The sequence below is a fragment of the Celeribacter baekdonensis genome (assembly GCF_900102315.1).
In the GTDB taxonomy this organism is placed as follows: Bacteria; Pseudomonadota; Alphaproteobacteria; order Rhodobacterales; family Rhodobacteraceae; genus Celeribacter; species Celeribacter baekdonensis.
Genome location: NZ_FNBL01000006.1, coordinates 172807 through 188998, shown reverse-complemented (window position 1 = coordinate 188998; position 16192 = coordinate 172807). Strand labels below are relative to the sequence as shown.

The 16192-nt window shown below is 58.9% G+C and carries 16 protein-coding genes and 1 riboswitch; of the genes, 10 read left to right on the top strand and 6 right to left on the bottom strand.

All coding sequences use genetic code 11. The features are described 5' to 3' along the window. The first annotated feature begins 52 nt into the window (after positions 1–52). Positions 53–275: riboswitch (cobalamin riboswitch) on the top strand. Between the two features lie 35 nt (positions 276–310). Then, the gene (locus tag BLT54_RS12120) at positions 311–985 is read left to right on the top strand and encodes an energy-coupling factor ABC transporter permease (RefSeq protein WP_074645331.1); all 675 of its coding nucleotides are present in this window, start codon (positions 311–313) and stop codon (positions 983–985) included. 77 nt (positions 986–1062) lie between these two features. After that, entirely contained in the window at positions 1063–2127 is a 1065-nt protein-coding gene (gene cobW, locus BLT54_RS12115) for a cobalamin biosynthesis protein CobW (protein ID WP_074645329.1), read from the top strand. Between the two features lie 28 nt (positions 2128–2155). Here the strand turns inward: cobW and BLT54_RS22560 are convergent, their stop codons facing one another. After that, complete coding sequence (locus BLT54_RS22560; RefSeq protein ID WP_176832878.1) at positions 2156–2323, bottom strand: hypothetical protein; 168 nt, start codon at positions 2321–2323, stop codon at positions 2156–2158. 69 nt (positions 2324–2392) lie between these two features. Here BLT54_RS22560 and cobN point away from each other — a divergent pair, with 69 nt between their 5' ends. Together cobN and BLT54_RS12105 are read left to right on the top strand one after the other, a co-directional pair. Continuing rightward, the gene (gene cobN, locus BLT54_RS12110) at positions 2393–6070 is read left to right on the top strand and encodes a cobaltochelatase subunit CobN (RefSeq protein ID WP_074645327.1); all 3678 of its coding nucleotides are present in this window, start codon (positions 2393–2395) and stop codon (positions 6068–6070) included. Then, positions 6067–6546: a GNAT family N-acetyltransferase gene (locus BLT54_RS12105; RefSeq protein ID WP_074645324.1), complete on the top strand. Its 480-nt coding sequence runs from the start codon at positions 6067–6069 to the stop codon at positions 6544–6546. The genes cobN and BLT54_RS12105 overlap by 4 nt, the downstream gene beginning before the upstream one ends. Here the strand turns inward: BLT54_RS12105 and BLT54_RS12100 are convergent. Together BLT54_RS12100 and BLT54_RS12095 are read right to left on the bottom strand one after the other, a co-directional pair. Then, positions 6524–6919: a hypothetical protein gene (locus BLT54_RS12100; protein ID WP_074645322.1), complete on the bottom strand. Its 396-nt coding sequence runs from the start codon at positions 6917–6919 to the stop codon at positions 6524–6526. The two genes, BLT54_RS12105 and BLT54_RS12100, sit on opposite strands and share 23 nt — an antisense overlap. Before the next feature lie 53 nt (positions 6920–6972). Beyond that, on the bottom strand, positions 6973–7821 hold the full coding sequence (locus BLT54_RS12095; protein ID WP_074645320.1) for an MOSC domain-containing protein: 849 nt from the start codon (positions 7819–7821) through the stop codon (positions 6973–6975). Between the two features lie 359 nt (positions 7822–8180). Here BLT54_RS12095 and BLT54_RS12090 point away from each other — a divergent pair, with 359 nt between their 5' ends. Genes BLT54_RS12090 through cobO form a run of 3 tightly spaced genes read left to right on the top strand, consistent with a single transcriptional unit; the run spans position 8181 to position 9883 of the window. Continuing rightward, complete coding sequence (locus tag BLT54_RS12090) at positions 8181–8543, top strand: CidA/LrgA family protein (RefSeq protein ID WP_176832877.1); 363 nt, start codon at positions 8181–8183, stop codon at positions 8541–8543. Beyond that, positions 8540–9256, top strand: coding sequence for an LrgB family protein (locus tag BLT54_RS12085; protein WP_074645318.1), 717 nt, complete (start codon positions 8540–8542; stop codon positions 9254–9256). Before BLT54_RS12090 ends, BLT54_RS12085 begins: the two co-directional genes overlap by 4 nt. A 12-nt stretch (positions 9257–9268) precedes the next feature. Continuing rightward, positions 9269–9883 (top strand): cob(I)yrinic acid a,c-diamide adenosyltransferase, encoded by a 615-nt coding sequence (cobO, locus tag BLT54_RS12080; RefSeq protein ID WP_074645316.1) that lies wholly within the window; start codon positions 9269–9271, stop codon positions 9881–9883. Positions 9884–9938: 55 nt separating this feature from the next. Here cobO and BLT54_RS12075 read toward each other — a convergent pair whose 3' ends face one another. After that, entirely contained in the window at positions 9939–10979 is a 1041-nt protein-coding gene (locus BLT54_RS12075) for an NAD(P)/FAD-dependent oxidoreductase (protein WP_074645314.1), read from the bottom strand. Between the two features lie 76 nt (positions 10980–11055). Between BLT54_RS12075 and mnmC2 the strand changes: the two genes are divergently transcribed. Together mnmC2 and BLT54_RS12065 are read left to right on the top strand one after the other, a co-directional pair. Further along, the gene (mnmC2, locus tag BLT54_RS12070) at positions 11056–11721 is read left to right on the top strand and encodes a tRNA (5-methylaminomethyl-2-thiouridine)(34)-methyltransferase MnmC2 (RefSeq protein ID WP_074645311.1); all 666 of its coding nucleotides are present in this window, start codon (positions 11056–11058) and stop codon (positions 11719–11721) included. Further along, positions 11718–12608, top strand: a complete 891-nt coding sequence (locus BLT54_RS12065) for a DMT family transporter (RefSeq protein WP_074645309.1) — start codon at positions 11718–11720, stop codon at positions 12606–12608. Before mnmC2 ends, BLT54_RS12065 begins: the two co-directional genes overlap by 4 nt. Positions 12609–12614: 6 nt before the next feature. On the opposite strand, the gene BLT54_RS12060 is transcribed toward BLT54_RS12065, so the two are convergent. After that, positions 12615–14555 (bottom strand): lytic transglycosylase domain-containing protein, encoded by a 1941-nt coding sequence (locus BLT54_RS12060; RefSeq protein WP_074645307.1) that lies wholly within the window; start codon positions 14553–14555, stop codon positions 12615–12617. 170 nt (positions 14556–14725) lie between these two features. Between BLT54_RS12060 and dapA the strand changes: the two genes are divergently transcribed. After that, a complete protein-coding gene (gene dapA / locus BLT54_RS12055; protein WP_074645305.1) occupies positions 14726–15598 on the top strand; it encodes a 4-hydroxy-tetrahydrodipicolinate synthase in 873 nt (290 codons plus the stop codon). Positions 15599–15647: 49 nt separating this feature from the next. On the opposite strand, the gene BLT54_RS12050 is transcribed toward dapA, so the two are convergent. After that, positions 15648–16088 carry an ion channel gene (locus tag BLT54_RS12050; RefSeq protein ID WP_074645303.1) on the bottom strand — a complete coding sequence of 147 codons (441 nt, stop codon included), beginning with the start codon at positions 16086–16088 and terminating at the stop codon, positions 15648–15650. Between the last annotated feature and the right edge of the window lie 104 nt (positions 16089–16192).

Below are 16192 nucleotides of genomic sequence, written 5' to 3'. Positions count from 1 at the left end.
ACAGAAAGTCGATGCAGAGGATCAAAGCGCTTGACCCTACGCAAGCCGATGCGCCAAATAGAGGCGTTATGGTTCCCCATCACGACGCCAAGCGTTTAGGGGAGAAATGGGAATGTGGTGCGCGAGACCCAAATCGGGGCGCAAAACCACAGCCGCCCCCGCGACTGTAAGCGGTGAGTGCCCGTCGACATGCCACTGGAACACCCTGTTCTGGGAAGGTGACGAAGGCGCTTTGACCCGCGAGCCAGGAAACCTGCCGTGACCTCATACCAACCCGCCGTCGGGGATGACGGCCTAGGAGGACTTGTCGATGCATATCGAACCCGGAATCGTCACTGGCGCAAAAATTGCGCTGTCTTATGCCACCGCCGCTGGCGCTGGTCTCTACACTCTCAAACAATCCATCGCCGCATTGGGCGAAAAAGGCATGGCCTCTTTTGCGGCCCGCGCCACGCTGTCAACGGCGGCGGTGTTCACCTTTTTCCAAGTGCTGCCACATCACGCGGTTGGTGTGTCTGAGGTCCATTTGATCCTCGGCTCCACATTGTTCTTGCTGTTCGGTGCGGCCCCTGCCGCGCTTGGTTTGGCCCTTGGCCTTTTGGCGCAGGGCCTGTTCTTTGCTCCCTTCGATCTGCCGCAATATGGCATGAATGTCACCACCCTGCTCGTGCCGCTCTTTGGTATCAAAGCCGTCGCAGATCGCATCATTACACCAGGTACCGCCTATGCCGATATCAGCTATAAACAAGCCCTCGCGCTCTCGACCACCTATCAGGCCGGGATCGTGGCTTGGGTCGGTTTCTGGGCGTTTTACGGCCAAGGGGTCTCCGCCACCACACTGGCCTCCGTCGGTACATTTGGCGCGGCTTACATGACCGTCATCCTGATCGAACCGCTGGTGGATTTGGCCGTTTTGGCCGGGGCAAAAGCGATCAAAGGTCTGGGCAACACCGGCCTCGTGTCGCCGCGCACCTTGGCCGCCTGAGACCGCTCATTTCAATGATTTCGCGCCGGGGCTCGGGACATCCTGTGGCCCCGGCGTTTTCATAAAGGACATCTAAAATGGCTGCGAAAATTCCAGCAACGGTTGTGACCGGCTTTCTTGGCGCGGGCAAAACCACCCTCATCCGCCACATGTTGGCCAACGCGGGCGGCAAACGCATCGCTTTGATTATCAATGAATTTGGCGATCTGGGCGTCGATGGCGACATCCTCAAAGGCTGCGGCGACGAGACCTGCACCGAAGACGACATCATGGAGCTCTCGAATGGCTGCATCTGCTGCACGGTCGCGGAGGATTTTATTCCGACCATGCAAAAACTGTTGGAGCGGGACAATAAACCCGATCACATCGTGATTGAAACCTCCGGGCTTGCCCTGCCGCAACCTTTGGTGCGCGCGTTCAATTGGCCGGAGATTTCGACCAAAGTCACGGTCGATGGTGTAATCACCGTCGTCGATGGCAAGGCGGTTGATGAGGGGCGCTTTGCCCATAATGTCGCCGCCGTCGACGCCCAACGCAAACTGGACGAAAACCTCGACCACGAGACCCCGCTGTCCGAGCTGTTCGAGGATCAAATCGCCTGTGCCGATATGATCGTGGTGAACAAAGCCGATCTTTTGGGCGAAGACCACGCCGACGCTTTGGTTGCCAAACTCAAAGGTGAGGCACGCGGCGGCGTTCAGGTTGTCCGTGCAAGCATGGGCGTGTTGCCGATTGATGTGCTCTTGGGTCAGGGGATCGGATCAGAGGGCGACATGGACGCGCGTGGCGAAGTGCATCACCATCATCATGACGATGACGATGATGACCACGACGATCACCATCACCACGAGCACGGCCACGACGAATTTGAAAGCTTTGTGGTGACACGCGGCGAGATCAAAGACCCCAAGGCCTTTGCCAGCCAAATCGCCGAGGTGATCCGCGCCCATGACATCCTGCGCCTCAAAGGCTTTGTGGCGGTCGAGGGCAAACCAATGCGCCTCACCGTTCAGGCCGTTGGCCCCCGCGTCGATCACTATTTCGACCAGCCTTTCGGCGCGGCCCCCCGCGACACGCGGCTGGTTGTGATTGGCGAAGCGGGTCTGGATCAGTTGGCAATCGAAGCCGCGCTCAGTGCCTAACCTCAGTGCCTAACCCATGTGCGGCGGCTCAATCGGCTTTCTTCTTCGCCTCAGCCGCCGCTTTCATCCGGGCCAAAAGCTCCGCCTTGGGCGTCTTAGTCCCATAGGGGTTTTTCGATGTCCCCTTGGCATTGTGTTCATCATGCTTCGGTGCGTTCTTGCCACGTTTTGGGGCGCCCATTTTACCATAATCCATTGAGGGGTCTCCTGCGAGTTTCCCCGCTCATGACGCAAGACGCGCGGTAAGACAAGGAAAGAGAAAGCGATGCACCTGCTCGCGGCCACCCCCGGCTCCATTGATGACGGCAAAGACGCGGTCGATCTGGGTCAAACCCCCGCCGATCTGGTGGTGATTTCCGCCGCCGATACGGAACTTGCCCTGCTCTCTGAGGCGCGCGCCATGATGGCTGCGCCTCCAACGATGCGCCTGGCCTCAATGTTGCATCTGCGTCACCCGATGTCGGTCGACATGCATCTGGATGACTGCGCCACCAAATCCAAACTGGTGATTGCACGGGTTTTGGGTGGCTCGGGCTATTGGAAATACGGCTTGGAGCAATATGCCGCGCGGCTCCATGAGGCGGGCGTGCCTTTTGTGGCCCTGCCCGGTGATGACAAACCCGATGCGGAACTGGCGGCTTTGTCGACAATCCCAACAGAAGACTATCACCAACTCTGGGCCTATCTGACCGAAGGTGGCGCGGAAAATGCGGTGGCGTTTTTGTCCTATGCGCGTGCCTTGATTGACGGCAGTGACAAACCCGGCCCCGCCAAACCGCTCTTGCGCGCGGGGTTCTATTGGCCCGGCGACGGGATAGCTGACCTAGATCAGTTAAAATCACAGTGGCAAGAGGATGCCCCCGTTGTGCCGCTGATCTTTTATCGCGCGCTGGTACAGGGCGCGGGGCTTGCGCCGATCAACCGTTTGGTGAAATCGCTGTTGCGTCAGGGTCTCAACCCGATGCCGATTTTTGTCGCCTCACTGAAAGACCCGATTTCTGCCGCCACATTAGAAGCGCTGTTTTTAGACGCGCCGCCGGATGTCATTCTCAATTGCACTGCCTTTGCGGTCGGCACACCCGAGGGCGGCGGCCCGGACAATCCCCTCGCCGCCCCTTCGGCCAATCAGGCCCCGGTGTTCCAAGTCGTGCTTGCAGGCTCGTCGCATGACACATGGGAGGAGGGCACAACCGGCTTGTCGGCCCGCGACATTGCGATGAACGTGGCCCTGCCCGAAATCGACGGGCGCATCTTGTCGCGCGCGGTGTCGTTCAAAGGGGAGGCCTATTTTGACGCCGCCACAGAATGTACCATCGCCACCTATCATGCGGACGGATCGCGCATCGCTTTTGTCGCTGAACTGGCCGCTCGCTGGGCCCATCTGCGCCGCACCGCCAAGGCGGATCGCAAACTCGCACTGATCCTCGCCAACTATCCAAACAAAGACGGACGACTGGCCAATGGCGTCGGCCTGGACACTCCCGCCGCCACGGTGAACACCCTCAAAGCGCTCTCCTGTGAGGGCTACTCAGTCGAGGGCGCACCTAATGACAGCGATGCCTTGATGCAGGCGATTCTGGCCGGGCCAACCAATTGGCTGACAGATCGCGCCAAACGCGATGGCGGCGTGCGCTTGTCGCTCGACGCGTATAAAAGTGCATATAATTCTATGCCTTACGAAGTCCGCCAAGAGATTGAGGCGCGTTGGGGTCCCCCCGAAGACGACCCATTTGTGGGCCAAGATGGCTTTGCGCTTTCTGTGCTACGCTATGGCAACGCAGTCGTCGGCATCCAACCCGCGCGCGGGTATAACATTGATCCGACCGAGACCTATCATGCCCCGGACCTTGTTCCGCCGCACAACTATTTGGCCTTTTACTTTTGGCTGCGGTTTGAATTTGGCGCCGATGCGCTGGTCCATATGGGCAAACATGGCAACCTTGAATGGCTGCCCGGCAAGGCGCTTGCTCTCTCGGAGACCTGTTACCCTGAAGTGATCATGGGGCCGATGCCGCATCTTTATCCGTTTATCGTCAACGATCCGGGTGAGGGCACACAGGCCAAACGCCGCGCGCAAGCGGTGATTTTGGATCACCTCACCCCGCCTTTGACGCGCGCCGAAACCTACGGCCCACTGCGCGATCTTGAGGCCTTGGTGGACGAGTATTTCGAAGCCGCGGGCGTCGACCCGCGCCGCATCGCCAGCCTGCGCAAAGAGATTTTGAGCCTCTCCTCCGTGACCGGTCTGGACCACGACGTCGGCATGACCGGACGCGATGAAGATGGCGATCTGGCCAAGTTGGATGCCTATTTGTGCGAACTGAAAGAAGCGCAGATTCGCGATGGCTTACACATCTTTGGCACCGCCCCCGAAGGCCGTTTGGCACGAGATTTGGGTCTGGCTTTGGTGCGTGTTCCACGGGGCAACGGCACGGGGGCTGATGCCTCCTTTATGCGGGCTTTAGCGTTGGATTTGGCTCTCAAATTCGATCCGCTCGACTGTGACATGGCCGCGCCTTGGGAGGGACCGACACCGGACTGTCTGACCAAAGTCAGCAATTCAAATTGGCGCAGTCATGGCGACACGGTTGAGCGGCTGGAGCTGTTTTGTGCAACCCTTTTGGATGCGGGCACCGAGGCTCCCGGTCCCGCCTCGGCTGTGGTGTTGACGCATCTGCGCGATACCGTTTTGCCAATGGTGACTGCCTGTGGTCCGGCCGAGATGTCCGCGCTTTTGACCGGCCTCGATGGGCGTTTTGTTCCCCCCGGCCCTTCAGGTGCGCCCACACGCGGACGGTTGGATGTTCTGCCCACCGGGCGCAACTTTTTCTCTGTCGATGCCCGCGCCGTGCCAACACAAACCGCATGGCAACTGGGATGGAAATCGGCCAATCTTTTGATTGAACGACATCTACAGGACCAAGGTGACTGGCCACGTGCGATGTTGGTAACCGCATGGGGCACGGCCAATATGCGCACGGGCGGCGATGACATTGCACAGGCTTTGGCGCTAATGGGGGTCAAACCGACATGGGATGCGATGTCGCGCCGCGTCACCGGGTTTGAAATCCTGCCGGCTTCCGTTTTGGGCCGTCCCCGCGTGGATGTGACGCTCAGGGTCTCTGGCTTTTTCCGCGATGCCTTTCCGCAACTGATCGCGCTGGTCGATAGTGCTGCGCGCGCGGTTCAGGCCTTGGACGAATCTGATGCGGACAACCCCGCCGCGGCGCGGGCGCGCAGGGGCGAAAGCACGGCACGGGTGTTTGGGTCGAAACCCGGCGCTTACGGCGCGGGGCTTCAGGCGATGATTGATGAGCGGATTTGGGACAACCGATCCGATCTGGCCGATGCCTATTTGGAATGGGGCGGTTATGCCTATGGCGCGGGGCAAGAGGGCGTCAAAGACCGCGCCGGATTTGCCGCACGCCTGTCCGAAGTCGAAGCCATCGTACAAAACCAAGACAACCGCGAACACGACCTGTTGGACAGTGACGATTACTACCAATTTGAGGGTGGCGCAGCGGCGGCGGTCGCGACATTGCAGGGGCAAGATCGACCGATCTATCACAACGACCATTCCCGCCCGGAACGCCCGGTGATCCGCACATTGGACGAAGAAATCGGCCGGGTGATCCGATCGCGTGTGGTCAATCCGAAATGGATCGACGGGGTCAAACGCCATGGCTACAAAGGCGCCTTTGAAATCGCCGCAACGGTCGATTACCTCTTTGCCTTTTCGGCCACCACCCATGCGGTCAAGGACCACCATTTCGATTTGGTGTATGGCGCCTTCATTGAGGATGACGAGACCCGTATGTTTATTGCCGATCACAACGCGCCTGCGCTCAAAGAGATCGCAGAGCGACTGATGGAAGCGATAGAGCGTGGGCTGTGGCGGCCTCGATCCAATTCGGCGCGCGCGAGATTGGAGGGGCTCACATGATCCCGGAACGGATTTTAGCACATGATCCACGACTGCCTCAGGTTTTGCGGCTGATCCAAACGGAATTTGCCGATATGGATGGGCGGATTGATCCACCCTCCTCGATGCATCGCCTCACTTTGGACTCTCTTGCGACGGAGGCAGAGACGGATGAAATCTGGGCCATGGGTACGCCGCCCGGTGCCTGTGTGATCCTGACGCCAAAGCCCGGGCGGCTGTATATCGGCAAGCTTGCGGTGGCAAAACCTCTGCGCGGGACGGGACTTGCCCGTCACCTCATGCATCATGCCGAAGTGCGGGCTTTGGACTTGGGGCTTGCGGTTTTGGAGCTTCAGACGCGGGTGGAATTGGTCGAAAACCATGCCACCTTCCGCGCCTTGGGCTTTGAGGAGCGTGAGCGTACGGCACATGCCGGATATGATCGACCCACCTCGATCACGTTCCAAAAACGCCTCAGCGCCACCGCCAAGGTTTGATGTTACAGGTCCCCGCGACCCACTCTTTGGCCGCAGTCCCTTTGCTACACTCCAACTGCCCCTTGGACATGGCCTGATCCCCCACGAACGTCCCCTTTTTGAGGGCACAGCCCGTCACCTGAACCGCAGCTTCTTCCATTTCCAACAGGATTTGCAGGCGTGAGGGCAGCGGGAATACCATGTTCACCCGATGCACCTCAACACAATTTCGGGTCTCTTCGGTGTAGACGCGATAGGTATTTCCGCCCAGTTCGACGGAGGAAAACCCTGCGCGGGAATAGCCCAAGGCCGGGCTGTCGGCGACACAGGCAGGGAGGAGCAAAAACGGCAAAAGGGCGCGGATGTGTTTCATCCGCCCAGATTGGCCGGACATGGTTAACAGAGCGTTAAACGTCCCTATCAAACGCAATCACACAGCGTAGAGAGCTAAAACGACTGCGTGTCGCCCCGTTTGGGGTCCAAAAGGTTCGAGGGGCCAGCTTCCAGCACTTCAACCTCATCCCCAAGCACGATGCTGCCCGGCTCTTCGACCACAAGATTTTGGCCAAAGATAATTTTTCCGGTCACTGCCCGGTGAATACGGCGCAGCGTTGCCAACGGTTCGTTGCGATGGGTCTGCTCGCCGGTGCTTGGGTCCTGCGTGACCATGACACAGCGCTCACAGGGCTTGACCACACGGAAAATCGTCGACCCGATGCGGATCATTTTCCATGTGTCTTCGGACCAAGGTTCGATATCACCGCCAATAACAATATTTGGGCGAAAGCGGCGCATTTCAACGGGGGTTTCAAGCTCCGCATTGAGTTCCGCCAACGAGGCTTGCGTGGTCAAAAGCACGGGAAACCCGTCGGACAGTGCCGTGAAATGGTCACCCGGCGCATAGGCACGGTCCACGACACGCTGTGCCGTGTCAGGAAAATAGACCAGCCTCACTTCGCGTTCGAGCGCGGAGGAGAGGAAATGCGAAGCGTAGTTGCCAGCATCCTCAACCCCATCAATCCCGGTCGAAAACACTTTGACCTTACAGGGCGCGCCGGACGGAACCGGAATATCAAAACGGTCACTTTCAAAGGAGATCGAAATCCCATGCGGCGTGGTCACCGCGCTCAAATGCGCCAACCGTGGCAACTCCCGGCGGGTCGCAACCACGCCATTGGCATAGACCACAGCCCAGCGCCGGTCGCCTTCGACGCCCAAACCATGCACCTGAGCCGCGGCCATATCCGTGCCGCTGACGCTTTTGACAGGGTAGGTTGTGATACGTGCAAGTTTCATTGGCTCCTCAGGTCGCCAGTTCAAGATTGGCCCACTCATAAGTGATTCGTTCACGAAAGAGCAGTTGGCTCAAAAGACAGGCGGACCCATGACCTTGGGCGTCAACAGGCGTCTCCGACACAACTGCAAATCGTTCCTTTGAACCCTACGCCAATTTGGCCGCGCACGAAACGTTCCACGACCAAAACCTACGCAATCAGTATTCCCCGCCCTCCGAAAAAACACGTTCTGAGAGTGCGGCCTTTTCTTGTGTCCAGTTTCTTGTGTCCAGGTTTCTTGTGTCCAGTCATCCCGCTTGCACCCCATAGCCCGCACTGCGATGATACCCTTTGCAGCACAGATAAAACAAAGGGCGCAACGTGATCCTACATTTCGGACTGTTTCTGGGTTTTCAGCTTATGGGCGAAGCAATCGCCCGGATTTTTGCGCTGCGCTTGCCCGGCCCGGTGATCGGCATGATCCTCTTGGCGGTGCTGCTTTTGACGCGCCCCAAAATCGGCACAGCCATTGAGAAAACCGCGACCGGATTTCTGTCGCATCTGTCCTTGCTTTATGTGCCTGCGGGCGTCGGCATCGTGCAATATCTTGATCAAGTGTCTGAAATCGGCCTGCCCTTGGCCGTGGCCCTTGTCGGCTCGACTGTTCTGGCCATTGCTGCGGGCGCTCTGACATTCAAATACGTCAACCGCCTGTTGGGGGTTGCCGATGAGACGCCGCTATGACCGATATTCTCGACATTTGGAGCTATCTGGCCGAGGGGCAATTGCTTTGGCTCACGCTGACGCTTGTGGCCTATTTGGTGGGTGAGGGCTGTTTTCGGCTTGCCGGGCGCAAACCCTTTGTGAACCCGGTGTTGATTGCGATGATCCTCTTGACCGTCTTGCTGAAGGTCACGGACACCGCCTACTCAACCTATTTTGAGGGCGCACAGTTCGTTCATTTTATGCTCGGCCCGGCGACCGTCGCGCTTGCCGTTCCGCTTTGGTCCAATTGGCAAAAGGTCAAAGACGCCGCCGTGCCAATGTTGGCCGCGCTCCTGGCCGGTTCTTTTGTCGCCATGGCCTCTGCGGTCGCCATAGGCGCAGCCTTTGGCCTGCGTGGGGATGTGCTTTTGTCTCTGGTGCCCAAATCCGCCACTTCGCCGGTCGCCATCGGTGTGGCCGAAGCCATCGGTGGCTTGCCAACTCTCACCGTCGCCTTGGTGTTGATCACCGGGGTGATTGGCGCGGTCGTGACAACCCCGTTGCTCAATGCCATCGGCGTGCGGGATTATCGCGCCCGCGGCTTTGCCACAGGTGTCGCCGCCCACGGCATCGGCACCGCCCGTGCCTTTCAGGTCCAAGGCACCGCAGGCGCTTTTGCCGGGATCGGTATGGTCCTGAACGCCATTCTCACGGCGCTTCTTGCGCCAATTTTTGTCCAACTTTTCATGTAAATGGGGGTCCCTATGGTCGACCAATCCGACAGTGAACGCCATGCCAGCAAAATGGCCAAGAAAAAGGCCGCGCGCGATAAAATCATGGCCACCAAGACCGATCAAAAGGGTCTGATCATCATCCACACGGGAAAGGGCAAGGGCAAATCTTCGGCCGCCTTCGGGATGATCTTCCGCTGTATCGCCCATGACATGAAATCCGCCGTGGTGCAGTTTATCAAGGGCGGCATGGATTGTGGCGAACGCGATTTGATCACTGCCAAATTCGCAGATCTGTGTGAATTTTACACGATGGGCGAAGGCTTTACCTGGGAAACCCAAAACAAAGAGCGCGACATTGAAATGGCGCGGGCCGCTTGGGAAAAGGCCAAGGAATTGATCCGCAATCCCGAGAATAAAATGGTACTCTTGGATGAAATCAACATCGCCCTGCGCTATGATTATATTGACGTCAACGATGTGGTGACATTTCTGAGCACCGAAAAACCGCCGCTCACCCATGTCGTTCTGACAGGACGAAATGCCAAGGATGAACTCATCGAAATAGCCGATCTGGTGACCGAAATGGAACTGGTGAAACACCCGTTTCGCTCTGGCATCAAAGCCCAGATTGGCGTGGAATATTAAACCCGATGGCCCGCAAGCTTCTCGGCATCTGATGCGCGTGCTGAGGGCCGTGGCGTCAAAGTGAGGCTTCAACCTTAAACTCATCAGGGATCGCATCGCGCCCCTCCAGCACCAAATCCATTAGCACTTTGGCCGCCATTGGTGCCATGCCAAAACCGATTTTAAAGCCGCCATTGGCGATGAAATGACCGGGGCGATCGGGCCAGGCGCCCAACATCGGCGCGCGCGATTTGGCACGGGGGCGCACCCCGGCCCACCGCCGGATTTCGCGCCCCTCGCGCAGAGCCGGGATCAGCGCCCGCGCCTTTTCCAACAAGGCATCGGCCTGTTCGTCGGTCTGATCCGGAGTGTCAAAAAACCGCTCCGAGGTCGATCCAATCGCCGTGGTGCCGTCTGAGTGCGGGATCACATGAAGGCTTTCCCCATACAGCTGCGGCGCATCGTTCAGAGCCAAATCCAGCAGGATCGCCTGTCCTTTGACGCCATTGCCAACCTCGCGCCCAAAGGCCGCGTTCAAATCCTGCAATCCCCACCAACCGCTGGCATGGATCACAGCGCCCTCCGCCGCGCCGTCGCGCACAACCTCGCCGCCCAGCGCCGTGATCGCCGCCGCCAGTGCCGCGCAAGCGCGCCATGGGTTCAGCCGCGCGGACAGGGTGTCATGGATCAGATAGCCGGTGGGGCTGATCGGGGCCCAATATCCGGTCTCGCCTTGGCTGATAACCCGCCACAGGGCCTTACCTTGCCACAGCATTTTCGCCTGTTCCGCGCGCTCATGGGCGAGGCCCAATTGACGTGCATCTGCGATGGCCTGAACCCGCCCCATCGGGCCATACCCCGACGAGACGCCACCGATGTCTTCGACCTCGGGCCAATGGGTGCGCGCCATGATCAGGCTTTGAAATTGAAACTCTTTTTTCGCATTCCAGCGCTCCGGCGTATGCGGGGCCAAAGCGCCGACAACACCACCAGAGGAGCCAAACCCAACCCCGTTCGGATCAATCACCCGCACGGTCGCGCCACGTTTCGCCGCCTCATAGCCACAGGACAGGCCAAAGGCACCGGCCCCGTAAATGGTGATCTCTGCTCTGCCCATGTGCGCAATTATCCATTGTACTCGCGCGCGCCGATCTTCATGGTCGCGCGTAATCAACCCTTTCATAAGCCATCCCATGACCGACCACCAGACAGCCCAAATCGAATGGCGCGACGGCACCATTCCCGTCTCGACCCGCTTTGACGATCCGTATTTTTCGCTCGCCTCCGGGCTTGAGGAAACGCGGCATGTGTTTTTGGCGGGTAATGACCTGCCTGCGCGCCTTGGTGACGGGTTTCATGTGGCGGAACTGGGCTTTGGCACCGGGCTGAACATGCTCGCCTTGGCCTTGATTTGGAATGGGCCGGGCGTGGTGCGGTTTACCTCCTTTGAGGCGTTTCCGATGGACAGCGCCGACATTGCCACGGCGCTCAATGCCTTTCCCGAGGCGCGCGTCATTGCCGATCCGTTCCTGACGGCATGGCACAGAGGCGCGCGGCAATTTCGGCTGGGACAGATCGAGGTGGACGTCAAAATCGGTGATGCCCGCGACACGCTACACGGCTGGGACAGACAGGCCGACGCGTGGTTTTTGGATGGGTTTTCCCCCGCGAAAAATCCCGAACTTTGGGGCGAGGACATCATGGCCGAAGTCGGTCGTCACACCGCACCAAACGGCACATTCGCGACTTATACGGCCGCCGGACATGTGCGGCAAAAACTACGCGATGCCGGGTTCACTGTATCGCGTGTTCCCGGCCATGGCCGCAAACGTCATATGAGCATCGGGGTAAAATCATGAGCATCACCAAGTCAGAAACCAACCCGCGCCTTGGCGTCTTGCTCATGGTGCTCACCATGTTCATTTTCGCAATGCAGGACGGTATTTCCCGTCACCTCGCCGGCGAATACAATGTCTATATGGTGCTGATGATCCGCTACTGGGTCTTCGCGGGCTTTGTGATCTTGTGGTCGATGCGCGCGCAGGGCGGATTGCGCCGGGCCATACGCAGCGCCCAGCCCAAATTGCAATTCTTTCGCGGCGCGATCTTGGCCTTTGAGGTCATCATCATGGTGATCGGTTTTGTCAAACTTGGCCTTGTGGAAAGCCATGCGATGTTTGCGTCTTACCCGTTGATCATCACCGCACTGTCCGCGCCGATCCTCGGCGAAAAGGTCGGTTGGCGGCGTTGGCTTTTGGTGCTGATCGGCTTTGTCGGCGTGTTGATCATCCTCAATCCCGGTGGCGGCGTGATGTCCCCCGCCGCGATCTTCCCGCTTGCCTCTGCGGTCTTGTTTGCGCTCTACGGCCTGCTCAACCGCTATGTCGCGCGCAAAGACCCCGCGTCTGTGACCTTCTTTTACACCGGGATCGCAGGGGCGGTGGTCACGACCTTGATCGGCATGTGGCATTGGGAGGCGATGACCTTGACCGATTGGGCGTGGATGGGATTGCTCTGCGCGACCGCAACCACGGGGCATTATTTACTGATCCGCGCCTATGAGCTGTCTGAGGCCTCAGCGATCCAACCGTTGGCCTATTTCCAACTGGCCTTTGCGTCCATTTTGGGTGTGGTGGTGTTTGGCGATGCGGTACGGATCAATGTTGCGGTGGGGGCCAGCCTTGTGGTCGCCGCCGGGATATTCACCTTTTTGCGCAGTCAAATGAAGAGCCGCAAACAGGCTTGAGTCGCTTTACCTTGACGCCAAATCTTTGGACAGGGTGATCGGCCCGGTCTCACCATGCAAACGCGCGCGGTAGACAGGTAGGCTTTCCGCCACCCGCATCACGTAATTCTGCGTCTCTCGAAAGGGGAGATGTTCGATCCAATCCACCGGATCGACCTTCCCCCCACGCGGATCGCCAAACCGCGTGATCCAATCGCGCGCCCGCGACGGACCGGCGTTATACCCGACGGCGATGAGCGGGATGTTACGGCCGAATTCCTCTTCGAGCTGCGCCAAATAGGCCGAGCCAAGCCGCGCGTTGAGGATCGGATCATCAAGCTGGGCTTCTTCAAAGCCCGTAATGCCCAATTTCTCCGCCATAGCCGCCCCGGTGCGCGGCATCAATTGCATCAGCCCGCGCGCCCCCACACCGGAGCGCGCTTTCGGATAAAATTCGCTTTCGCGCCGGGCAATTGCCAAGGCCAGTTCCGGTTCCACCGGCAACTCCGCCTGTGCCATGGCATGAAGCGGATAATAGGCCCGGTTCAACACAATGCCCTGATCGGCGGCAAATTTCGCCACCAAAACCGCCAAGTAAGGATCAAGGTCCAGCGCCAGATCCCCCAATTGCCCCAATTCCTGCGGCGAAAGGCTTTCGCCCAAATGGCGCAGGAACCGCGCGGCCAAGGGCGCGTCCCCGGCCTCATCCAACAACACCGCGGCCTTAAGCACCGAAGAGCCCATAAACGCCGCCTGTTTGTAATCGGCAAAACGCAACTCTCCGGTCAGGGCCGGATCAAGGCTTCGGCCAATTTTCTCCGCCGACAACAGGCCGTAAAATGCGGTCTGAAACTGCGCACCAAAGGCATAGGCGGCAGCGGCATCATCCGCGGCCCCCATCGCCTCCAAGGCGCGGCCTTCCCAATAGCCCGCCCGACCCAATGAGATCGGCGTCGTCACAGACACGCGAAAGCGATTGAAATGATCGAGCGCCAGCGCCGGGTCATCAAGGTAGCGCAGAGCGATATAGCCCGACAGCCATTCGAGATCGGCGTAATGGTCCTCCTCTGCGCTCAGCCCATGGCGGGAGGCGGCGGCATAGGCGATTTGCGCCTTGCCATCGCGCATCATTTGCCGCGCCAAAGTACGGCGACGGTTGCCCCAGTCTTCGGGGTTGCCCAAACCTTCGCGCCCGGTAGAGCGTTGCAGCAAAAGCGTCATCGCATCCTCATTGCGGCCACGCCGCACGCGCCATTCAAACCGCGCATGGGCCAAAACCGGATGGTCAGCCAGCACCCCCGGCACCTCGGCCAGCGCCGCATCCACGCCCGCCTCATCGCGCATCAATTTGCGCGTGGCGGTGATCAATTTGTCCCATCCGGTCGGCAAACGCGGGATCATCCGGGCGGCATCGTCAAACCGCTCGGACCATAACAACATCTCGGTGCGTGCAACATGGTGCGGCGCCAAAATTGAGGCATAGCGCGCCGCCAACCCCTCTTCGGATTTGGCATCCATCGGCAATGTGTTCCACACCAGAACCGTTTGCGCCTGTGCATCGGCATTCATGCCACGGGCCTCATAGGCCGAAATCATCCGCACCGCACCCACGCCGGTCTGCGCCGGATAGGCACTGAGATACTCCAAAACCGCATTTGGGTCGGCATCCACCGGGATCGTCGCCTCGCCCTTTTGCGCCAAAAGCGGCAGACCCGGCCAATCGGGGTTGCGCTTCAAAAAGCTCTGATACTCGGCGAAACTCCCCCGCCCGGCGCGCAACCGGTTCCATTCAATGATGTCGACCCCAACGCCCTGTGCCTCGCTTTTGGCCAGATCCCAATCGCCGGACCACTGCGCCTCATAGGCGCGCACCAAGGCCTCCGACTGCGGTGACGCCTCGGAAGATGTTGCGAAAAATAATGCTATTCCAAAGGCATAGACTGCCTTTGTCGGGGGAAAACGGAACATGATATGGTCTAAGTCTTTTGAGGCTGCTCGGGCTTTTGCCCATAGCTTAACAACCGCACAATCCGCAGCAATACTGATTCTTGGCATTGGCCGCGAACACGGCTAGTTTCCGCCGGACAATTCACGGGCGACTCACGCCCAATTTATCCAAAGACGAAAAGGAGCGTTCGATGTTCAAAGGATCCATTCCTGCACTGGTGACGCCGTTTAAAGACGGCAAACTGGATGTCGAGACGCTCAAGACCCTCGTTGAGTGGCATATCGAACAGGGGTCGAACGGGCTTGTTCCGGTGGGCACCACGGGCGAATCCCCGACGCTGAGCCATGACGAACACAAACGCGTGATCGAGATCGTGGTGGAAACCGCAGCGGGCCGCATTCCGGTGATTGCGGGCGCGGGATCGAACAATACGGTCGAAGGCATCGGTTTTATCGAACATGCCGCCAAAGTGGGGGCCGACGCCGCCCTCGTGGTCACGCCCTATTACAACAAGCCGACGCAAAGAGGCCTGATCGCGCATTTCACCGCCATGCATGATGCCGCCGATCTGCCCATCGTGATTTACAATATTCCGGGCCGCTCGGTGATTGACATGACGCCTGCGACCATGGGCGAATTGGCAAAATTGCCGCGTATCATCGGCGTCAAGGATGCCACCGGCGATCTGTCGCGTGTGCCGAAAACCCGTCTGGCCTGTGGCACCGATTTTGTTCAGCTCTCTGGCGAAGATGCCACCGCGCTTGGCTTTAACGCCCATGGCGGCGTCGGGTGCATTTCCGTGACCGCCAACGTTGCGCCGAAACTTTGCGCCCAGATGCAGGCCGCCACTTTGGCGGGCGATTACGCCACGGCTTTGGAGATCACCGACATGTTGATGCCACTGCATATCGCGATCTTTGCCGAACCCGGCGTGGTCGGCGCAAAATATGCCCTGTCGCTTTTGGGCCTGTGCTCAGACGAGGTGCGTTTGCCGCTGACCCCGCTTTATGAGGACACAAAAGACCTGATCAAAGAGGCGATGGAACACGCTGGTTTGCTCTAACCATCCTTACACTCTCACACAAAGGGACCTTTCGTGGTCCCTTTGTGCCTCACATCCGATGACGGCTTTCCAATTGGTTGCGCCGCACATGGCGCAGCACTTCCATCAACAGCGCCGTCATCATCCCGATGTTCAACAACCCGTTGGTCGCCGCCATTCCAGCCAAAAGCCGCCATTCCTCGGGCAGCAAAAGATCGCCAAACCCAAGCGTGGTAAAAGCCACGAGCGAGAAATACAGCGCCTCTTCGAAATGCGCGAACAGGCCGATCATGCGAAACGCAATCGCCCAAATCCACACGCCCGCCGTGATCATCCACAACACCGCGACCACCGCCGCCATCAGCACAAGCGCCAATTTTGGTCCATGCGGTTCGCGGGTCAGCCAATTATGCGCCCGTTGCAGCACCAGTTCGAGCAGCAAGAACCCCAAGGCGGCGACAAAAACGGACAGGACGATCAGGCCCGTGCCTACGAAAATCTGAAGAAACATCTGCGCTCCAAGCCGAATTCATGTCGAATTTCGGCGAACTTGGCAGAATTGAGCCACGCAGGCCAGTGGACAGATCGCCTCTGAGTGCTTATCTGACGCTCTAC